Origin of the sequence: Cobetia sp. 4B (assembly GCF_018831605.1) — a bacterium.
Taxonomy (GTDB): Bacteria; Pseudomonadota; Gammaproteobacteria; order Pseudomonadales; family Halomonadaceae; genus Cobetia; species Cobetia amphilecti.
Genome location: NZ_CP059843.1, coordinates 1,058,266 through 1,076,883, shown reverse-complemented (window position 1 = coordinate 1,076,883; position 18,618 = coordinate 1,058,266). Strand labels below are relative to the sequence as shown.

Sequence of the window (18,618 nt, the reverse complement as noted above, 5' to 3'; positions counted from 1 at the left end):
GCAAGCAGACGTTACAGCAGGCCCTGGGGCGGCTGCTGACGCGGCAGCGTTTCCTGCAGGTAGTCTTCGATTTCCGGCAGCGAGAAGACATCTTCCTCACCGACGAAGCTGATCAAGGTCACATCGCTGAAGCTTGCACGGTGGACGTAGTCTTCCGGCACTTCTGGCAGCGTGAAGTTGATCGCATGGGTCGCGTCTTCGAGTGCGAAGCCACGCCCGGCGACATCGCTGACCACCAGCACCTTGAGCTTGCCGTTGCGGAAGGCCTCATGGGCTTCCAGGCGCTCGGTCTGGGTCTCGGCGCCGGACATCACCGCCGACTCGATGCCGGCTTCCTTGAGCGCGGCGTTGATCTTGCGCACCAACCCACGGCTGTTGCCGAAGACCACGGAGCGCTCCATCTCGCCCTGCTTCACCAGATTGATCAACAGACGCAGCTTGTCATCATCGCTCACGGTGTAGGTCTGCACGGCGTCGTTGTCCGCAGCGATGGCAGCCGTCGCTTCGTGCTCGACCGCGACCTGAGTCGCCTCATGCGTCCACTGCTCGGCCAGCCCCAGCACGTCGGAAGACAGCTCGGCGGAGAACAGCAGCGTCTGGCGCTCTTCGGGACGCGGTGTGGCGCGGATGATGCGCTTGACGTCGGGGATGAAGCCCATCGACAGCATGCGGTCCGCTTCGTCGACCACCAGCACCTCGGTCTCGGAGAGATCGACATCGCGCTTGGTGTGGAAATCAAGCAGACGGCCTGGCGTTGCGACCAGCAGGTCGACCTTGCGCTCGAGGCGTTCACGCTGCTTCTGGTAGTCCATGCCACCCACCACGCAGGCCACCGAGATGCGCGCGAATTCGGAGAACGCCTTGGCGTCCTTCTCGATCTGCAGCGCAAGCTCACGGGTCGGCGCGATGATGACGGCACGCGGCGCGCCCGGCTTCTGGCCTTCCGGCGCCTTCTCTTCCAGGAAGTAGGCCAGGGTGGCGATCAGGAAGGCGGCGGTCTTGCCGCTGCCGGTCTGGGCACGGCCGACCACGTCACCACCCAGCAGTGCCTTCTCGAAGGTCTGGGCCTGGATCGGGGTGCAGTATTCAAAGCCGGCCTTCTGGATGGCTCGCATCAGCGGCAGCGGCAGATCGAAATCATGGAAGCGCCACTGGCCGGCGACCGGCGCGACCGGGAACTGATCGAGGTTCCACTTGGACTGGGAGCGACGCGGCTTGCGACGACGACGCTTGGGCTTTCTCGGCTTCTGGTTCGGGTCCTGCGGCTCTTGCTGAGTCTGTTCAGCGGCTGGCTGGGTCTGATCCGTCTCGCTCATGTAATCCGTTCTTTTCAAGGGTTCATATGCGACAGGCGCGGGTCGTTCTCGGAATCTCGCCGTGACAGGCCACACCCGGTTGGTTCGTCATGCCCAGTCGTCTCACCTGGTTCGCCTGACTCGCGCCTGATGCGCGGTAGTCTCGGGCTGCATGCGCCTTTACCGGATTGGGAGCCATCCCCTGCACTTCTGCGGTAACACCCCCTGGGTGTGCGTCTCCGAGGCCACGCAGGCCTCGGGTGCAGAAGGGCACGAATGCTCTCACCTGTTCTTGACGGATTCACGCATCCAGCGCTCCCCTGCCCGAATGTTCGGCAAGGGACTGGAGCGGACGTCTGCCATGAGGGTCTGCTCACGTGGCACCGGTCATGTCATCGCCGGGCTCACGCAACGGACAGGCTCATGGGTCGCCACAAGGACGGCCGATACTGCGTGTCGGTCGAAAGGGCTTCTTCATCGGGCGGGCATCAGGCTGCCGGACAACCTTGGCCACGCCACGGGACAGTTCGCCGCCGCCCGTCTGTCTATCTGTCTGTGTGGGCCGGGGCGGCGTACCTGCCAGGGTCATTCAGGTAACACTCACATATTGCATATTGCATATTGCATGTCGCTGGCACGGGCAATGGCAGCAAGACTGGCGCGTCCGGCAAGCCGTTGTCTCTGACATGCGTGAGGGGAAGCGCGCCCCGAGGGGCAGGCGACCCGCCATCGTGCATGAGACACAAGGCGCCGATTCAAGCGGCCAGTCACGCACCTCACCTGCGGGCAGCGACGATAACGCCGACATATTGTACCAGCCCGCCGGCGTCTTCGCGCCCCTGCATCATGACGCACTCGGCGCGAGACATCCTCGCGTGCACGACACGCGATGCTTCTCACCACGACGCCCCTCATGGCACCCGCCCCATGCAGGCTGGTAGAATGCCCGACAACTGATGCGGTTGCCCGCGTGCCGCGGCCTTGCCGTGCGACTCAAGGCTGGCGACTGCCGACACCGAACAGGAAAGCCCGAAGATGACACGTAGAAAGAAGAGCCGCTCCATCGCCGACAAGGTGCAGATTCGTACCGGCCGCCGCAAGGACTTCAAGAAGTGGCGCGCCGAGAACCCGGACCAGGTGCATTCCGGCCCGCGTTACGTGGCCAAGAAGAAGGACCAGCGCAAGTCCCAGGCTGCCGCCAAGCTGGAGCGCATGAACGCGGCGCCGCTGTTGCCGCTACACCCTGATGCGCCGGCCAAGGAAGACAGCTCCTCCAAGGATGATGGTGGAGGCGAAGCGTGATGCGTCTGATTTCCTTCAACATCAACGGCATCCGTGCGCGTCCGCATCAGCTGGAAGCGCTGATCGAGACGCATCAGCCGGAAGTCATTGGCCTGCAGGAAACCAAGGTGCAGGACAGTGAATTCCCCCACGCGCACATCGAGGCGCTGGGCTATCACGTGGTGTGGCACGGCCAGAAGGGCCACTACGGCGTCGCGATGCTGACCCGCCAGGTGCCGAAGAAGGTGCACTACGGCATGCCGGATGACGACGAGGATGCCCAGAAGCGCATGATCGGCGTCGAGATCGATGGCCCGAACGGCGAGCCGCTGATCGTCTACAACGGCTACTTCCCCCAGGGCGAGAATATCGAGCACCCGGTGAAGTTCCCCTACAAGACACGCTTTTATCAGCAGCTGTTCCGCCTGCTGGAAGAAGACCACCAGCCCGAGCAGCATGTAGTGGTGATGGGCGACTACAACATCTCGGCCACCGACCGCGACATCGGCATCGGCGAGCCCAACCGCAAGCGCTGGCTGCGCGAAGGCAAGACCAGCTTCCAGCCCATCGAGCGCGAGTGGATGGAGCGCCTCTACGCCTGGGGCCTGACCGACAGCTTCCGCCACGTGCACCCGGAAGTCGATGACCAGTTCAGCTGGTTCGACTACCGCTCACGCGGCTTCGAGCGTGAGCCCAGGCGCGGTCTGCGCATCGACCTGATCATGACCAGCCCCGGCCTGACTCCGCTGATCAAGGATTCCGGTGTCGACTACGCGCTGCGCGGCATGGAAAAGCCGTCGGATCACGCCCCGGTGTGGACCGATATCGGCTGATACGCTGAGCAACGCCAGCGCGAACACGATCGCCAGACACGCAAACGCCGCCTTCCCCGTCTCAGGACGATCAGGAAAGGCGGCGTTTGCGTTGCAGTGACGCTCAGACAGCGCTAGATCGTAAGCGTCTCACGTCATCAGCGCTGCGCGACGGATTTCAACCAGGCATCGGCCCCTTCGGCGCCCCGCGCCTGAGCCTTCTTGAAAGCTTCACGCGCAGGGTCGAACTGCTCCAGCTGACTGGCGACCACGCCGGAGAGCAGCCAATGACGCGCCGAGTCATCGCCACGCTCACCGGCCGCGGCCAGCGCCTGCTGCGCCGTTTCCCAGCGGCCCCAATCATAGGCAAGCTCGGCATACTGCCGAGCATCCTCGAGTGACTGGCTCTGCTGCGAGACGGCTGCCCACGCCTTGAGCGCATGCTCGACATCGCGTGCCGCCGTCCAGGCCTGCGCCAGCTGGCGACGCAGCGCCGGGGTGTCTTCAAGCAGCGGCTGCCCCTCGGGTGTCGCGGATTTCGAAAGCCCCGCCTCGATCAGTTCCGCCGCCCGCGCTGGCGCACCGGCCGCCAGCTGCAGGTCGACTCGCTGCTGGTAGGCGTCACTGCCGCTGACGATCCCCGCCGCCCACGCCGCTTCCCAGGTGCTGGCGGCGCGGGTGTTCTGATTGAGGCGCTGATAGAGCGCCACGGCACGCTGCCAGTCCTGCGGGTCACGTGACTCGCCCAGTCCCTGCTCGACCAGCGCCACCGCCGCGCCATGGCGGCCGGTCTGCTGATAGACACTGACGGCCAGCTTCAGGCGATCGCCGCTCGGCGCACTCGCCTTGCTGGCACGCTCCAGCCAGTCCTCGGCGCGCGCCCAGTCACCTCGATTGGCTTCCAGACTGACCGCCAGCCACAGGTCATCGGCACTCGCCGAGCCGCCGTGCAGATATTCCGCCAGACGAGCGATACCGCTGTCGCGCTCACCGGCGCGCAGGCGCAGCATCGCTTCACGACGCAGCCACTCGCGAGCCTGGGAGGCATTGACGCCCGGCAGGCGACGCGCCTCGGCATACAGACGCGCCGCCTGGGCCTGATCGCCCTGGCGCGCTCGCGCACTGGCCGCCAATGACAGATACAGTGCACGTACCTCGCCGCGCTGGCGCTTGGCCTCACGCTCGGCGCGCTCACCGACCGCGTCATAATCGCCTTCATCCAGCCGTGACTGCAGCGTGCGCAACTGCCCCGCCACTTCGGCGGAGACACGCGTCGCCGCATGGGCCGCGCTGATGCCACCGACTTCCATCATCAGCATCAGGCAGGTCGAGACCAGCGTCACGCGGGTGAGTCGGCGCCCGCCGCGTGTCAGCAGCTGGCGCGCCCGCGCCATCAGGCCACGCGATCGCTCAGCGCTGTCGGCGTCCTGTGGCGGTGTGGATTTCGCTACCATGAGTCTTTCCTCTTGCGTTCATCCGCTGCCATGACCCGGCGCATTGCCGACAAGTCCACGGCATCAGAGATGACGACATATGACACACATCAGACACCCGATGAAAGCCCGCGCCATGGGGTCATGGGTTGCCTCAACGCAACTGGAACTCGAGCCGCTGGCGCGCCTGGCGCGCATTGCCCGCGGCCGGGAATTCCCAGCGCGCGATCGCCTTCATCGCCGCCCGGTCAAACACGCCCGACGGCTCGGCACGCACCACCCGCAGCGAGCCGCCATCGACATTGCCATCCGGACGAATCACGAAGGCCACCTCGACGAAGCCCTCGATGCCGCGGCGACGCGCACGACTCGGATATTCGGGAGCGGTGCGCACGGTGGGCCGCGGTGAACCACCCTGCGCCGCCGGGGCCGCCTTGGGCTTGGACGGCTTCGCCGCGGTCTGTGATGACGCATCAGACGCCGACTGCGCCGATGAAGCGGCCTCGGCCTGCCTGGCGACCGCCTTGGGTTCCGGCTTGGCCTTGGGTGCAGGCTTGGGCGTCGGTTTCGGCTTGGGGGTCGGTTTGGGCGGACGCTCGACTTCCAGCGGCGGCAGGCTGTCATCCATGGTCAGCTCTGGCGTCGGCGGCAATGGTGTCTTGACCTCGGGAATCGCCACCGGGCTTGTCGCCTTGGGCGCCGGCATCGGGGCTGCCTTGGGTGGCGGCGGTGGCTCGGCCGGCGGCGTGGGCAGACTTTCACTCGCCGCCGGTGCGGGCTCCGGTGCCTCTTTAGGCGCCTGAACGGTGGAGACCGACAGCGGCTCCGGTGGCGGCGTGTCGTTCACCGGCGGCGCGACCAGCAAGGCCAGCGCATAGAACAGCACCAGCGCCAGCAAGGCACCACCGACAAGCCCGACGAGTCGATTGGCATACAGGCGTCGCGTCATGTCATTCGCCCTTCGAGGCGGCGACCGCGATGTCCTGCACACCCGCGTTGCGCAGCGCATCCATCGTCTCGACCAGCAGACCGGTCTGTGAGCGGCTGTCGGCCTGGATCACTACCGGCTGACCATCGGCAAGATCGGCCACGGCGTCGCCGACGCGATGGGCATCCACCGGCTTGCCGTCGACCCACACCGCGCCCTCGGCGGTGATGGCGACCATGACCGCCGCGTCAGGGCGCGCCGTGGCGTTGGAGGCTTCCGGACGCTGGATCTCGACCCCGGACTCCTTGACGAAGCTGGTGGTGACGATGAAGAAGATCAGCATGATGAAGACGACATCCAGCATCGGCGTCAGATTGATCTCGCCGCTGTCTTCCGCGGCCTCCATGCGACGTCTACGCATGTGGTGTCTCGCTTGTATCAGAGGAGGAATCAAAGCCGTTCGCAGCGGACATGCCGGAACGTGCATCATCGACGGCGCGCGCCAGACGGTCGTGCAGGCGCTGGTCTTCACGACGCACCACGCGCTCGAAGCGCGTGACGAACATCAGGCCCACCACCGCGACCGCCATGCCGGCCAGCGTCGGCAGCGTGGCACGTGCCACACCATCGGCCATGGCACGCGCCTGGCCGGTGCCGGCGATCGCCAACGAATCGAAGACATGGATCATGCCGGTCACGGTGCCCAACAGGCCTGCCAGCGGACAGATCAGTACCAGCAGCTTGAGCCACGGCAGCGGCGCACGCAGGCGTGACAGCAGCTCACGGGTCAGCACTTCGCGATGGGTGAGCGCCGACCAGCTGTGGTGCTCGCTACGCGCCACCCAGTCGTGGATCAACTGCTGACGCGCCGGACGATGCACGAGCCGCCAGTAGAGGCCGCGTTCCAGCGCCAGCCCGAACAGCACCATGGCGATCAGGCAGATCACCACGATCAGCGGGCCACCACTTTCCACCAGCCGCATCACTGGCGCGAAGCCACCGCTCAGCAAGGAAGAGGCGGCCAACGAATCAGGCATGCTCGGTATCCCGCTGACGCGCCGCCGCGCTGGCAGCCTTGCTCGGGGCGCGCTTCTCGAGGTGGTCGGCCAGACGTGCACTGGCGCGGCCCTCGAGACGGCCCATCAGGCCCTTGGACAGGCTGGAAAGCCCGGTCTGGGCGAACAGCAGCGGCACGGCGGTCACCAGACCCAGCACGGTGGTCACCAGCGCCTGGGAGATACCGCCGGCCATCAATTTGGGGTCGCCGGTACCGAAGACGGTGATCGACTGGAAGGTGCCGATCATGCCGGTCACGGTGCCCAGCAGACCCAGCAGCGGCGCGATGGCAGCCAGCAGCTTGACCAGCGCCTGGCCACGCTCGAGCCTGGGCTGCTCGGCCAGCAACGCCTCGTCGAGACGGGCTTCGAGCGCTTCCGGCTCGTGATCGTGGCGCATGCCTTCAAAGCGATGCAGCACACGGCCCAGCGGGTTGTCGTCACTGAGCTGGCTCAGGTCGGCTTCCTGACGTTTGACTGCCCGGCGGGTCAGCGACAGACGCACCAGCTGGATCAGCGCGATGATCAGGCCCAGCACGCCCAGGCCGACGATGACATAACCGACGGCACCGCCCTGCTTGAGGCGCTCACCGAGACGCGGCGCCCGCGCCAGTGCCTGGGTGACATCGCCACCGGTGGGATCGAAGCTCAGACGATCACTGTCGCCGGCATCGAAGGCCGCCAGCTGCTTGCGAATGCGCAGCGGCGTGGTGCCCGCAAGGCCGAGGGTGTCCAGCGCCGAGGGACCATCCACGGCCTTGTCTTCCGACAGCGGCGCCAGCAGGTGGCGACCACTGAAGGCCATCTGCTCGCCGACGCGCACGATCTCACGCGGCTTGATGCTGCCATCCGGCCCGGCCAGCGGTGCCTGGAAGCGCAGTGCGCGACCGCTTTCGGTGGCGATGCTGCGGATGTCCGCGGTCAGGGCGGCGAGACGCTCGCGGCCCGGCACCTCATCGCGCGGCCCCAGGTCCGGCAGACGTGCCTGGCCGCCGACCAGCAGCCAGTTGCCCGCCAGTGCTTCACGCGTCTCGCGGGCATGCTTGCGCGCCACCTCGAACACCTGACCGAGATCGCCCTGCTGGGCCTGACGCTCTTCGTCCAGACCGCTGAGGGTCGCCTGTTGTTCCTGCGCCTCGGCCTCGAGGGTCGCGCGCGTCTCGCGCAGGCTGTCACGCCGCGCCTCGGCCTCGCTGACCGCCGCTTGCAGTGCCTCGCGATCCGACAACAGGGTGTCGAGACGCGCCTGGTCGCGGCCTTCGGCCTGACTGGCGGCCTGTTCGAACTGCTCGACGCTCAATGACTGCTCGGCACTGCCGGTCGCCGCCAGCACGGCGGGAGACGACAACGTCAGCAGCCCCAGGGTGCCGGCCGTCAGCAACAGGCGTGACAGAGACGCACGTGGCGCTTGTGAATTCGTCGCCATCAGCTGGACTCCTGCGCGGTACGGGTAGAGGTGGTACGTGTGCTGGTGACTGCTGCGGCAGCCTGATCGGCGCTCTCGAGCGCGGACTGCGACAGGCGCCCCTTCGGAGCCAGCTCGACATCCTCGACCGGCACCGACAGCGGCAGGGTCACCAGTGACGGTGCCTGCTGGTCACGCGCCATGCTGATACCCTTGCGCAGCGCCTCCAGGCCGCTGTCATCCAACACCTGCCAGCTGCCATTTCTGGCCTGCCAGGCGCCACCATGCTGACCATCCAGCGTCAGGTAATAGAGGCCCACGCGGCCGACACGCAGATACTGCACCTCGGTGTCTTCCCCACCGACAAGTCCTGCGCGCCAGGTATCGAAGCCCTGACCGTAGCTCAGCTCCTGCTGCCAGGCGTTGAGCAGCTGATCGAGGCGCTCGTCATTGCTCAGGCTGGCATTGGAGAGGTTGTCACGCAGACGCTGGACGCGCGCGAGGCGCTCGTCCTTGAGAAACGGCAGGTCCTGCTCAATGAACTCCGCCAGCTCCTCGACCTGCTGACGCAGCAGGCCCGGCAGCGACTCGCGCGTGGCCTCGAGATTCTCCAGCGCCGTGCGCTGGCGCTCGATACGCGCCGCGCGGTCAGCATTCAGTGGCGTCAGTTCCGCGGTATAGCTTTCCAGACGCGCAGCTTCCTGACGCGCTTCACGCAGGCGCACCAGCAGCGCACGCGTCTCGTCATCGGCGGCGTCGATGCGCGCCTGCAGCTCACGCTGGGTTTCCTGATGAGTGGCGGCACTGTCACGCAGTGTCTCGGCATGCGCCGGCAATGCGGTGGCTGTCAGCGGTGCAAGCAGCACCAGCGCCGGGAGCAGGCCGCCAAGGGCTCGCACGCACGGGAAGGGGAAAGAAGTCGAACGCCGCACGGACATCTCCTGAAGAACTAGGCTTGGTTGCATCCTCGGTCGCCTGCCAGGCCGCTAGTGGCTTCCGAGTGGAAATGCAAATCACTGGCATGGACGGTATTACAAACAAGAACAATTATCAATTGATCTTGCCTCGCTCTGCCCCATCAGCAGGCCCTGAAACCTGCAATGCAGCGTTGCACTTTTCTCCTGACGCTCTCTCCCCTGCCCTCGCCCCAACCCTTGCCCGCAGACACAAAAAAACGCGACCCGCCGAAGCGGGTCGCGTTGATTGGCCAGGGCACCTTGCGGTGTCTCGGCCTCAGCCTTGCGGGGCGTTGCTCAGAGCTTGCCTTCCAGCTCCGGCAGTACCTCGAACAGATCGCCGACCAGGCCGTAATCCGCGACCTGGAAGATCGGCGCTTCGTCGTCCTTGTTGATCGCGACGATGACCTTGGAGTCCTTCATGCCCGCCAGGTGCTGGATCGCCCCGGAGATGCCGACAGCGATGTAGAGGTCCGGCGCGACGATCTTGCCGGTCTGGCCGACCTGCATGTCATTGGGCACGAAGCCGGCGTCGACCGCTGCGCGAGAGGCACCGATGGCGGCGCCCAGCTTGTCGGCGATACCGTTGAGCAGTGCGAAGTTCTCACCGTTGCCCATGCCGCGGCCACCGGAGATCACCACCTTGGCGGAGCCAAGCTCGGGGCGCTCGCTTTCGGCCAGGGTTTCCTCGACGAAGCTCGAGACGCCTGCATCCTCGACCACGTCCACGGCCTCGATGGCCGCCTGTCCGTCGAGCGCGACCGGATCGAAGCCGGTGGCACGCACGGTGATGACCTTGAGCACATCGTCACTCTTGACGGTGGCGATGGCGTTGCCGGCGTAGATCGGGCGCTGGAAGGTATCGGCACTATCGACGGCGATGATCTCGGAGATCTGTGCCACGTCCTTCAGTGCCGCGACACGCGGCATGAAGTTCTTGGCGGTGGTGGAGGCGCTGGACAGCACGTGGCTGTAGTCATCGGCCAGCGCCACGACCAGTGCCGACAGGTTCTCGGCCAGCTGATGGGCGTAGACGGCATTGTCGGCGACACGCACACGCGCGATGCCGGCAAGCTTGGCGGCCTGCTCGGCGACGGCACCTACGCCCTCACCGGCGACCAGCACGTCGATATCGCCACCGATGGCGGTTGCGGCTGCCACGACACTCGCGGTGCTGCTGGTCAGCTGGCCATCATGATGATCGGCAATGACGAGAATGCTCATGAGATCACCTTTGCTTCGTTCTTGAGTTTGTCCACCAGCTCATCGACGGAGCCGACCTTGATGCCGCCCTGACGCTCGGCCGGCGGCGTGACCTTGACCAGCGACACCTTGGAGGCCGTGGAGACACCCAGCTCTTCCGGCGTCTTGACGTCCAGCGGCTTCTTCTTGGCCTTCATGATGTCCGGCAGCTTGGCGTAGCGCGGCTCGTTGAGGCGCAGGTCAGTGGTGACCACCGCCGGCAGGTTCAGCTTGACGGTCTGCAGGCCGCCATCGATCTCGCGGGTGACGTTGACGCTCTCGCCATCGACCACCACTTCGGAGGCGAAGGTACCCTGCCCCATGCCAGTGAGTGCCGCCAGCATCTGACCGGTCTGGTTGTTGTCGGCATCGATGGACTGCTTGCCGAGAATCACCAGCCCGGGCTGTTCTTCCTCGACCACCTTGGCCAGCAGCTTGGCCACGGCCAGCGAGTCGACGGCGTCATCGGTCATCACCTGCACGGCGCGATCGGCACCCAGCGCCAGCGCGGTACGCAGCTGTTCCTGGGCGGCCTTCGGGCCGATGGTGACGGCCACGACTTCGGTCGCCACGCCTTTTTCCTTCAGGCGCACCGCTTCTTCCACGGCGATCTCGCAGAAGGGGTTCATGGCCATCTTGACGTTGGTCAGATCGACGTCAGACTGGTCCGACTTGACGCGAATCTTGACGTTGTAATCGATGACGCGTTTCACCGCGACGAGTACTTTCATGGTGTCCTCGCTGATTTCTCATGGAGTACCAGTGACCGTGAGGCCGCCAGCGCTCGATTCATGCAAGCGTTTGATAGGTGAATATCTTCCACAGATGACCGTGATGACAAGTGTCTCGCCACGATATCCGCTGGCACCCGACGGATGAAGTCAGCCAGACCGGCGTGGTTTTCACTCTCCGGGCGCCGCCATTCTCATGCGGGCATCTTGCGCAGAATTGGTTGCCGGGGTCAAACCTGACAATCACTCTCAACACGCCCGAGCGTGAAACCCATCGGGCGATTTCCTGCAACGCCCCCGGTGGCTATTACGTCAGACCCAAGCATAATAAACAAACGGTCGTTTTAAATGCTACTGTTGCGGCATGCTATGCGGCTGCTTCGCGCCAGCGCCTTGTGTCGAGCGGCCGATCGTCCGTGCAGGACATGGCGTACCAGCGTGAGTCGCACCCCTATTTTCACTCCGACGAGTCGTGCCCTGACGCACGCCACGTCGGAGGTTCACTGCCCAGCGAACGGCCATGGTCGTTCGTGACACGCCCGCCCCGCCGGATCCGCGGGGCCCTGACGGCGCAAAGATTGAGGAGACGGGTCATGGAACGCGAATTCATGGATTTCGACGTGGTCATCGTCGGTGCCGGCCCTTCCGGCCTGGCGGCGGCCTGCCGACTGATGCAGCAGGCCAATGCGGCCGAGAAGGAGCTGACGGTCTGCGTGGTCGAGAAAGGTTCTGAAGTCGGCGCGCACATCCTGTCCGGCGCCGTGCTCGAACCGCGTGCACTGACCGAGCTGTTCCCCGACTGGGCCGAGCGCGGCGCACCGCTCAAGACGGCCGTCACCCGTGACGAGGTCGTGCTGCTCAAGGATGACCAGAAAGCGCAGGTCATCCCCAATGCACTGGTCCCCAGGACCATGCACAACGACGGCAACTACATCATCAGCGCCGGCAACCTGACACGCTGGCTGGGCGAGCAGGCCGAGGAGCTGGGCGTCGAGATCTTCCCGGGCTTCGCCGCCCAGGAAGTGCTGCATGGCGAGGATGGCACGGTGCGCGGCATCGTGGTCGGCGACATGGGCGTGGCCGCCGATGGCAGCGAGAAGGATGGCCACATGCCGGGCATGGAACTGCGCGGCAAGTACACCCTGTTCGCCGAGGGCTGCCGTGGCCACCTGGGCAAGCAGCTGATCTCACGTTTCTCGCTCGACAGCGAAGCGGATGCCCAGCACTACGGCATCGGCTTGAAGGAGCTGTGGGATGTGCCCGCCGAACAGCACCAGCCGGGACTGGTGGTGCACGGCAGCGGCTGGCCGCTCAAGGGCAACGCCGAAGGCGGCTTCTTCCTCTATCACACCGATGACCAGCAGGTGGTGGTGGGCCTGATCGTCGATCTCGCCTACGACAATCCGTACCTGTCGCCCTTCGATGAATTCCAGCGCATGAAGCAGCACCCGACCCTGGCCCGCCATCTCGAGGGCGGCAAGCGAGTCTCCTACGGGGCGCGCGCCATCGCCAAGGGCGGCCTCAACTGCCTGCCCAAGATGAGCTTCCCGGGCGGCCTGCTGATCGGCTGTGACGCCGGCACCCTCAACTTCGCCAAGATCAAGGGTCTGCACACCGCGATGAAGTCCGGCATGCTGGCGGCGGAAAGCGTGTTCGACGCCATCAAGGGCGGCGACGAAGGCGGTGAAGACCTGGTCGACTTCGGCAAGCGCTTCAAGGACAGCTGGGCCTATGAGGAGCTGGACGCCTCGCGCAGCTTCGGCCCGGCCATGCACAAGTACGGCACCTTCCTGGGTGGCGCCTACAACTTCCTCGACCAGCTGACGGGCGGCCGCCTGCCGACCCTGCATGACACCACACCGGACTACGCGCGCATGCGCCCGGCGGCTGAGTGCACGAAGATCGAGTACCCCAAGCCGGACGGCAAGCTGTCCTTCGACAAGCTGTCCTCGGTGTTCCTCTCCAACACCAATCACGAGGAAGACCAGCCGTGCCACCTGCGCCTGTCCGACCCGGAGCTTCCGGTGCGTGACAACCTGCCGCGCTACGCCGAGCCCGCCCAGCGCTACTGCCCGGCCGGTGTCTACGAGATCGTCGAGGAAGCCGGTGAGCCGCAGTTCCAGATCAACTTCCAGAACTGCGTGCACTGCAAGACCTGTGACATCAAGGACCCGGCGCAGAACATCACCTGGGTCGCGCCGGAAGGCGGCGGTGGCCCCAACTACCCCAACATGTAAGCCCCTGCTGCCCGCCAGCTGACAACGCCGCCACGGCCCTGCCGTGGCGGCGTTGTCGTGTCTGGCCCTCCTCATTCCTCAGCGCCGCAGGCGCGGAAGCCTTGCGCCCCGTAAGTGCTTCTTGTTTTATTCCAAAACAATCTCAAAGCGATTGTTGATATAACAGCTTCTCGGTAGCACATTAGCCTCCCTCGAATTCAGACTCACGCCATCGCTTCGGAGCCACCATGTCCGTCACACGCCAGATACTGCACGCCCTGGGGCTGGGCATTCTCAGCGGCCTTGCCCTGAACGCCGGGGCAGGCGCTCTGCCCGAGGGCAGCGTCGCCTGGCTCGACAGCCATCTGCTGACACCGGTGGGCCAGATCTTCCTGCGCCTGCTGCAATTCGTGGTGGTGCCGATGGTGTTCGGCGCCCTGATCATGAGCCTGACCAACCGCGAAGGCGGCGCCGACGTCGGTCGCCATGCCGGCCGCCTGCTGGGCAGTTACGTGGTCACCAGCGCCGTGGCACTGACACTGGGCATGCTGGTCGCGCATTGGCTGACGCCGGGCAGCGGCGCCGAGAGCCTGGTGGATTCAGCGCCTGAAGGCCGCAACGCCGACAGCATCGCCCAGTGGCTGGTGGGCCTGGTGCCCAACAATCCCTTCACCGCGCTGGGTGGCGGCGGCCTGCTGCAGGTCATCTTCGCGGCCGCCCTGATCGGGCTGGCGATGCGCGCCCTGCCGCAGGAAAGCGCGCCGCTGCATCGCGTGATCGAGAGCGGTTACACCGTCAGCCTCAAGGTGCTGTCCTTCGTGCTCAAGCTGGCGCCGGTGGGGGTCTTCGCACTGATCACCTCGGTGATCGCCACCCAGGGGCTGGACCTGCTGATGCGCCTGGGCATGTACGTGATCGGCCTGATCATCGCGCTGGCGCTGATGGCACTGCTCTATCTGGTGCTGCTGGCCGTCACCGGTGCCCGCCCGCTGGCCTTCGTGCGCCACTTCGGCCAGAGCCTGGGCTTCGCCTTCGGTACCGCAAGCTCCGGTGCGACCCTGCCGCTGGCGCTGGGCAATGCCCGCGACTACGGCATGAATGAATCCCTGGCCAGCTTCGCGCTGCCCTTCGGCACGGCACTCAAGCGTGACGGCGCCGCCGTGCTGCAGGGCTTCAATGCGCTGTTCGTGGCGCAGCTGTTCGGCATCGATGTCACCACCTCGCTGGTGATCACCGTGTTCACCACCGGCCTGCTGGTCAGCTTCTCGACGGCTGGCGTACCGGGTGCGGGGCTGGTCGCGATGACCACCGTGCTGGGCGCGGCAGGGCTGCCGCTGGAAGGCGTGGCCGTGGTCGCCGGGGTGGACCGCTTCACCGATGGCCTGCGCACCACCCTCAACGTGATGGGCAACTGCGCCAACGCCGCCCTGCTGGAACGCTTCGATTCCCGCAAGCCCGCCGCTGACCATGAGACACAAGCGTAAGCACGCAAAGAGTCAGAAAAAGCGCTCCACAAACGACAACGCCCGTCAGAGAAACCTCTGGCGGGCGTTGTCATATCTGAACAGCCGTCATCGCACTGGCGCGTGCGGCTACTTCTCGCTGGCCTCTCCGGTGGCGACCGGGCGCGCGGGATCACTGATCCAGTCGCTCCAGGAGCCGGCATACAGGCGCGGCAGCGGCAGCCCCGCGATCGCGAAGGCCAGGATGTTCTGGCAGGCACTGATGCCGGAACCGCAATAGGCGATCACCTCACACTGCGCCGGCAGCAGGCTGCGCAGCTCACGCATCAGACTCATGCGGTCCTTGAAGCGTCCATTGGCTTCCAGATTGCTGGGGGTCGGCCGGCAGAATGCGCCGGGGATATGGCCTGCCACCGGATCGACCGGCTCCTGCTCACCGCGAAAACGCGCCTCGCCGCGGGCATCCAGCAAGCTGTCATCCGTGGCGGCCACCTCCTGGGCGCTGACCAGCAGGCTGTCATCAAAGCTCGGCTGCCAGTCGCTGGGTGTGGGGCTCACCGGTTGGGCAGGCGCACGCTTGAGCTCGCCCATGGCCTGGTTCCAGGCCTGGATGCCGCCATCCAGCACCCGCACATCCAGGTGCCCGGCCCAGGTCAGCATCCACCATAGCCGAGCCGCCGCCATCTGTCCGCCCATGTCGTCATAGACCACCACCTGCTGCTCGGGCGTGATGCCGAGGCGGCGGAACAGCTCGGCCGTCGCCTGATGTGACGGCAGCGGATGCCGCCCGCCCACGCCGTCCTCGCGCACGGCGGCCGAGAGATCACGGTCCATATCGACATGGATGGCACCCGGCAGATGGCCTTCACGCCACAGACGCTCGCCGGCTTCCCCATCATCAAGACGCGCACGGCAATCCAGCACCACGGGCGACTTGAGGCCCGCCATCGCCAGCTGGGTCACCAGCTGACTGGCATCGATCAGAGGCGCCTGGCGCTGGTCCGGCACCAGCAGCGATGAGGCGGAGACGGAGGCTGCCGCCAATGCGGCAGGATCGGGATACTGAGCCATGGGAACTCCTTTTCGGGCAGACGAAGATGCATTGGAGGCATGATGGTGCTCGGCGCAAGGCTTGGCAATCGCGCTGCCTTGTCGCCCGAGTCTCAAGTCCGTTGTCACAAGGGTCACAAGGCTGTCAGCGGGGCACGCGTGGCGATCAGGCGGCGCTTGGTGCCATCGGCGAAGCGCACCTCGATCAGCGGATTGGCCTCATTGCCGGAGACCTCTTCGATCACCCCCTCCCCGAAGCTCTCGTGACGCAAGCGCTGACCGACCTCCCAATCACCGACGCGTCGCAGCACGGCCGGCTCGCCGCGTGGAGTGCGATTGCCCTGTCGAGCGCCACGAGCATAGGTACCGCCCGAGCTGGACTGGCCTTGCGCAGCCGACTTGCTGGCCGGCTTGCCCGAGGACTTGGCGACCTTCTTCGGCAGCGCTTCCAGCGTCGGCGGCGTGATGCCGTGACGCGCCAGAGGCAGCCGCGCCAGATAGGCCTCGCCAAGTGCCGGCGCCGCCACACGCAGGCGCTCGTCACTTCCGTCCGCTGACTCGCGGGCGCCCTCATCGCCGTCCTCGGCCTGCAGACGGGCGAGCTTGGCGCGCTTGCCGGCACCGTGAATCCAGTCACCGAGGCGGGTGCAGTCCTCCACGCACAGCTCCGCGAGGAAGCGGCTTGGCGTATGCGTGCCGCCGTCACGCCACAGGTGCAGCTGCTCGCGGGCACGTGTCACGCCGACATAGCACAGGCGTCGCTCCTCCTCGAGACGCTCCGGTGACAGCGGGTTGTCACGCGAGTAGGCCGGGAAGTCTTCCTCGTTCATGCCCCACAGCCCCACCAGCGGCCACTCCAGCCCCTTGGCCCCGTGCACCGTGGTGATCAGCACGCCGTCGGCGGCGTCCTCGACCGGATTGCGCAGCAGATTGATGAAGGCGTCGGGATCATTGGCCAGCTCCCCTGCCTGCTCGATCAGCACATCCAGCAGGCGCACATCCTCCTCGCCCTTGTCACGCCGGGCCGCGGCGCGGCGCAGCACCTTGTCGGCCTCCAGCTCATCGACCACATGGCGCAGCAGCCGCGCAGGCGCCCAATCGCCCAGCGAGGGCAGATCACACAACAGCTTCCAGCGCTTGTGCAGGTTGCGGCGTTGCAGCGGCTTGAGCCCCTCGAGGATAGGGTCTTCCTTGCGTGGCCAGCGCTGGCTGTCGGCCAGCTGCTGACACAGGCGCTCGAGGCGTTCGCGCGCGACGAAGGCGGTGGGCTGAGTGAACAGCAGCAGCAGGTGCGCCGGGTCGCGCAGACGCGTGGCATCACGCGCCAGCTCCAGATAGCCCGCCAGCGCCTGCACCAGCGGCAGGCGGAACACGAAGCGATCCCCCTGCCCCAGCCGGAAGGGAATGCCGGCCTTGAGCAGCTGCAACTGCACCGGTACCGACAGCGCCCAGCTGCGCACCAGCACGGCGGCCTCGGCGCCACTGCGACCCGACTCTCGCCAGGCCGTGAGCGCCGCGACCAGACTGGCGGCGCCCTGGCCTTCGAACAAACGCGTCGCCGGCGTGCCGGGCGCAGCCAGACACAGCTGGTCCGGACGGCGCGCATTGGCGGCGATGGCGTGATTGGCCGCCAGCGCCAGACGATGGCCATGGCGGAAGGTGTAGCTGAGCGGGAAATCCAGTGGCGCGGCAAAGCTCTCGGCAAAGCGCGTCAGCATGTAGTCAGGCCGCGCGCCACGCCACTCGTAGATGCACTGGTTGGCATCTCCCACGGCCATGACTTCTGCCATGGCGCTGGAGGCTGCGGGCGAGGCAGCTTCGCCGGGCGACGCCTCGCCGCCGGATGGCGCACCCGCCAGCAGCGCCAGCATGCGCTGCTGCGCCTCATTGATGTCCTGATACTCATCGATGATGACGTGCTGCAGATGCCCCTGGATGCGCGCGCGGGTCTCGGGCTCCTTCTCCAGCTGACGCAGCGGCCGGTAGAGCAGATCGGCATAGGTCATCTGGCCGTACTGCTCGAGCAGCTGCTCGAGCTGTGCGAAGGACTCGACGAAGTGGCCGGTGTGCTCGCCGAGGTTCATGCGCTCATACAGCAGCGTCGGCTCGCACATCTCGGCCTTGACCAGATCACAGAACTGGGCGAGCGCTTCGAGACGCTCGCCCTCGAGCGCTGCCTCACGATCGGCGCGATCGGCATCGCCCAGCGCACGCTGGGCGGCCTGCTTGAGCAGACGTTCCAACGCCCAGTCCTGCTGGATGAGTTCACGCGGCTCGAGGCTGCCCCAGCGCACCAGGGTGGTGGTCAGGCGATGGCCGATGGAGTGGAAGGTGCGAATGTCGGGCAGCCGTGCGCCCGGCGGGGCCGACTGCGCCAGCTTGGCGACGAAGTCCTCGCGCGCCGAGCGGTTGAACATCAGCACCAGAATCCGCTGCGCCGGAATGCCTTCCGCCAGCAGGCTCAGCACCCGCGCCACCAGCGTGGTGGTCTTGCCGGAGCCCGCCACCGCCGCTACCCGCGCATGCCTCCCACGATGCGCCACCACGGCGCGCTGCTGATCCGTCAGCCGTTGCGTCAGCTGATCGACGGCCAGCGCCAGTGGCGATGCTGCAACGTCTGGCCCGGAGGTTGCGGTGCTGTCGGGCTCGATGGGAGGAAGTGGTGACGACATGAAGACCTGCAATGGCTGACGGCGAGAGAAAAGGAGCGAAGCAGAACGCGAGGGGCATACGGAAGAGAGAGCAGAAGGC

The 18,618-nt window shown here is 66.1% G+C and carries 15 protein-coding genes; 4 read left to right on the top strand and 11 right to left on the bottom strand.

Features of this window, described 5'->3' with window-relative positions:
• Positions 1–11: 11 nt before the first annotated feature.
• Entirely contained in the window at positions 12–1,316 is a 1,305-nt protein-coding gene (locus H2O77_RS04580; protein WP_131431459.1) for a DEAD/DEAH box helicase, read from the bottom strand.
• A gap of 1,014 nt (positions 1,317–2,330) precedes the next feature.
• Between H2O77_RS04580 and H2O77_RS04575 the strand changes: the two genes are divergently transcribed.
• Both H2O77_RS04575 and xthA read left to right on the top strand, forming a co-directional pair.
• Positions 2,331–2,597, top strand: a complete 267-nt coding sequence (locus tag H2O77_RS04575; protein ID WP_043331879.1) for a hypothetical protein — start codon at positions 2,331–2,333, stop codon at positions 2,595–2,597.
• On the top strand, positions 2,597–3,409 hold the full coding sequence (gene xthA / locus H2O77_RS04570; protein ID WP_054554994.1) for an exodeoxyribonuclease III: 813 nt from the start codon (positions 2,597–2,599) through the stop codon (positions 3,407–3,409). Before H2O77_RS04575 ends, xthA begins: the two co-directional genes overlap by 1 nt.
• 137 nt (positions 3,410–3,546) lie before the next feature.
• Here xthA and H2O77_RS04565 read toward each other — a convergent pair whose 3' ends face one another.
• The 8 genes from H2O77_RS04565 to H2O77_RS04530 all read right to left on the bottom strand — a co-directional run bounded on the left by H2O77_RS04565 (position 3,547) and on the right by H2O77_RS04530 (position 11,138).
• Positions 3,547–4,842: a hypothetical protein gene (locus H2O77_RS04565; protein ID WP_213113330.1), complete on the bottom strand. Its 1,296-nt coding sequence runs from the start codon at positions 4,840–4,842 to the stop codon at positions 3,547–3,549.
• 133 nt (positions 4,843–4,975) lie between these two features.
• Positions 4,976–5,770: an energy transducer TonB gene (locus H2O77_RS04560; RefSeq protein ID WP_215824001.1), complete on the bottom strand. Its 795-nt coding sequence runs from the start codon at positions 5,768–5,770 to the stop codon at positions 4,976–4,978.
• Between the two features lies 1 nt (position 5,771).
• Positions 5,772–6,170 (bottom strand): biopolymer transporter ExbD, encoded by a 399-nt coding sequence (locus H2O77_RS04555; protein ID WP_043331884.1) that lies wholly within the window; start codon positions 6,168–6,170, stop codon positions 5,772–5,774.
• Positions 6,163–6,786 (bottom strand): MotA/TolQ/ExbB proton channel family protein, encoded by a 624-nt coding sequence (locus tag H2O77_RS04550; protein WP_082388107.1) that lies wholly within the window; start codon positions 6,784–6,786, stop codon positions 6,163–6,165. Before H2O77_RS04550 ends, H2O77_RS04555 begins: the two co-directional genes overlap by 8 nt.
• Complete coding sequence (locus H2O77_RS04545; RefSeq protein WP_153635267.1) at positions 6,779–8,230, bottom strand: MotA/TolQ/ExbB proton channel family protein; 1,452 nt, start codon at positions 8,228–8,230, stop codon at positions 6,779–6,781. The genes H2O77_RS04550 and H2O77_RS04545 overlap by 8 nt, the downstream gene beginning before the upstream one ends.
• Entirely contained in the window at positions 8,230–9,141 is a 912-nt protein-coding gene (locus H2O77_RS04540) for a DUF3450 domain-containing protein (protein WP_240548714.1), read from the bottom strand. The genes H2O77_RS04545 and H2O77_RS04540 overlap by 1 nt, the downstream gene beginning before the upstream one ends.
• 321 nt (positions 9,142–9,462) lie before the next feature.
• Entirely contained in the window at positions 9,463–10,389 is a 927-nt protein-coding gene (locus tag H2O77_RS04535) for an FAD-binding protein (RefSeq protein ID WP_215824000.1), read from the bottom strand.
• Positions 10,386–11,138 (bottom strand): electron transfer flavoprotein subunit beta/FixA family protein, encoded by a 753-nt coding sequence (locus H2O77_RS04530; protein ID WP_215823999.1) that lies wholly within the window; start codon positions 11,136–11,138, stop codon positions 10,386–10,388. The genes H2O77_RS04535 and H2O77_RS04530 overlap by 4 nt, the downstream gene beginning before the upstream one ends.
• A gap of 593 nt (positions 11,139–11,731) precedes the next feature.
• Between H2O77_RS04530 and H2O77_RS04525 the strand changes: the two genes are divergently transcribed.
• Together H2O77_RS04525 and H2O77_RS04520 are read left to right on the top strand one after the other, a co-directional pair.
• Entirely contained in the window at positions 11,732–13,375 is a 1,644-nt protein-coding gene (locus H2O77_RS04525) for an electron transfer flavoprotein-ubiquinone oxidoreductase (RefSeq protein WP_153635265.1), read from the top strand.
• A gap of 227 nt (positions 13,376–13,602) precedes the next feature.
• Positions 13,603–14,838 carry a dicarboxylate/amino acid:cation symporter gene (locus H2O77_RS04520; protein ID WP_215823998.1) on the top strand — a complete coding sequence of 412 codons (1,236 nt, stop codon included), beginning with the start codon at positions 13,603–13,605 and terminating at the stop codon, positions 14,836–14,838.
• Between the two features lie 108 nt (positions 14,839–14,946).
• On the opposite strand, the gene H2O77_RS04515 is transcribed toward H2O77_RS04520, so the two are convergent.
• Both H2O77_RS04515 and H2O77_RS04510 read right to left on the bottom strand, forming a co-directional pair.
• Positions 14,947–15,888: a sulfurtransferase gene (locus H2O77_RS04515; RefSeq protein WP_240548713.1), complete on the bottom strand. Its 942-nt coding sequence runs from the start codon at positions 15,886–15,888 to the stop codon at positions 14,947–14,949.
• A 113-nt stretch (positions 15,889–16,001) separates the two neighbouring features.
• Positions 16,002–18,539 (bottom strand): ATP-dependent helicase, encoded by a 2,538-nt coding sequence (locus H2O77_RS04510; RefSeq protein WP_240548712.1) that lies wholly within the window; start codon positions 18,537–18,539, stop codon positions 16,002–16,004.
• Positions 18,540–18,618: the final 79 nt, after the last annotated feature.

Excerpts from the sequence above, each read along its gene's own strand:
- H2O77_RS04580 (WP_131431459.1), bottom strand. The coding sequence starts at position 1,316 with ATGAGCGAGACGGATCAGACCCAGCCAGCCGCTGAACAGACTCAGCAA.
- H2O77_RS04575 (WP_043331879.1), top strand. The coding sequence starts at position 2,331 with ATGACACGTAGAAAGAAGAGCCGCTCCATCGCCGACAAGGTGCAGATT.
- xthA (WP_054554994.1), top strand. The coding sequence starts at position 2,597 with ATGCGTCTGATTTCCTTCAACATCAACGGCATCCGTGCGCGTCCGCAT.
- H2O77_RS04565 (WP_213113330.1), bottom strand. The coding sequence starts at position 4,842 with ATGGTAGCGAAATCCACACCGCCACAGGACGCCGACAGCGCTGAGCGA.
- H2O77_RS04560 (WP_215824001.1), bottom strand. The coding sequence starts at position 5,770 with ATGACGCGACGCCTGTATGCCAATCGACTCGTCGGGCTTGTCGGTGGT.
- H2O77_RS04555 (WP_043331884.1), bottom strand. The coding sequence starts at position 6,170 with ATGCGTAGACGTCGCATGGAGGCCGCGGAAGACAGCGGCGAGATCAAT.
- H2O77_RS04550 (WP_082388107.1), bottom strand. The coding sequence starts at position 6,786 with ATGCCTGATTCGTTGGCCGCCTCTTCCTTGCTGAGCGGTGGCTTCGCG.
- H2O77_RS04545 (WP_153635267.1), bottom strand. The coding sequence starts at position 8,230 with ATGGCGACGAATTCACAAGCGCCACGTGCGTCTCTGTCACGCCTGTTG.
- H2O77_RS04535 (WP_215824000.1), bottom strand. The coding sequence starts at position 10,389 with ATGAGCATTCTCGTCATTGCCGATCATCATGATGGCCAGCTGACCAGC.
- H2O77_RS04530 (WP_215823999.1), bottom strand. The coding sequence starts at position 11,138 with ATGAAAGTACTCGTCGCGGTGAAACGCGTCATCGATTACAACGTCAAG.
- H2O77_RS04525 (WP_153635265.1), top strand. The coding sequence starts at position 11,732 with ATGGAACGCGAATTCATGGATTTCGACGTGGTCATCGTCGGTGCCGGC.
- H2O77_RS04520 (WP_215823998.1), top strand. The coding sequence starts at position 13,603 with ATGTCCGTCACACGCCAGATACTGCACGCCCTGGGGCTGGGCATTCTC.
- H2O77_RS04515 (WP_240548713.1), bottom strand. The coding sequence starts at position 15,888 with ATGGCTCAGTATCCCGATCCTGCCGCATTGGCGGCAGCCTCCGTCTCC.
- H2O77_RS04510 (WP_240548712.1), bottom strand. The coding sequence starts at position 18,539 with ATGTCGTCACCACTTCCTCCCATCGAGCCCGACAGCACCGCAACCTCC.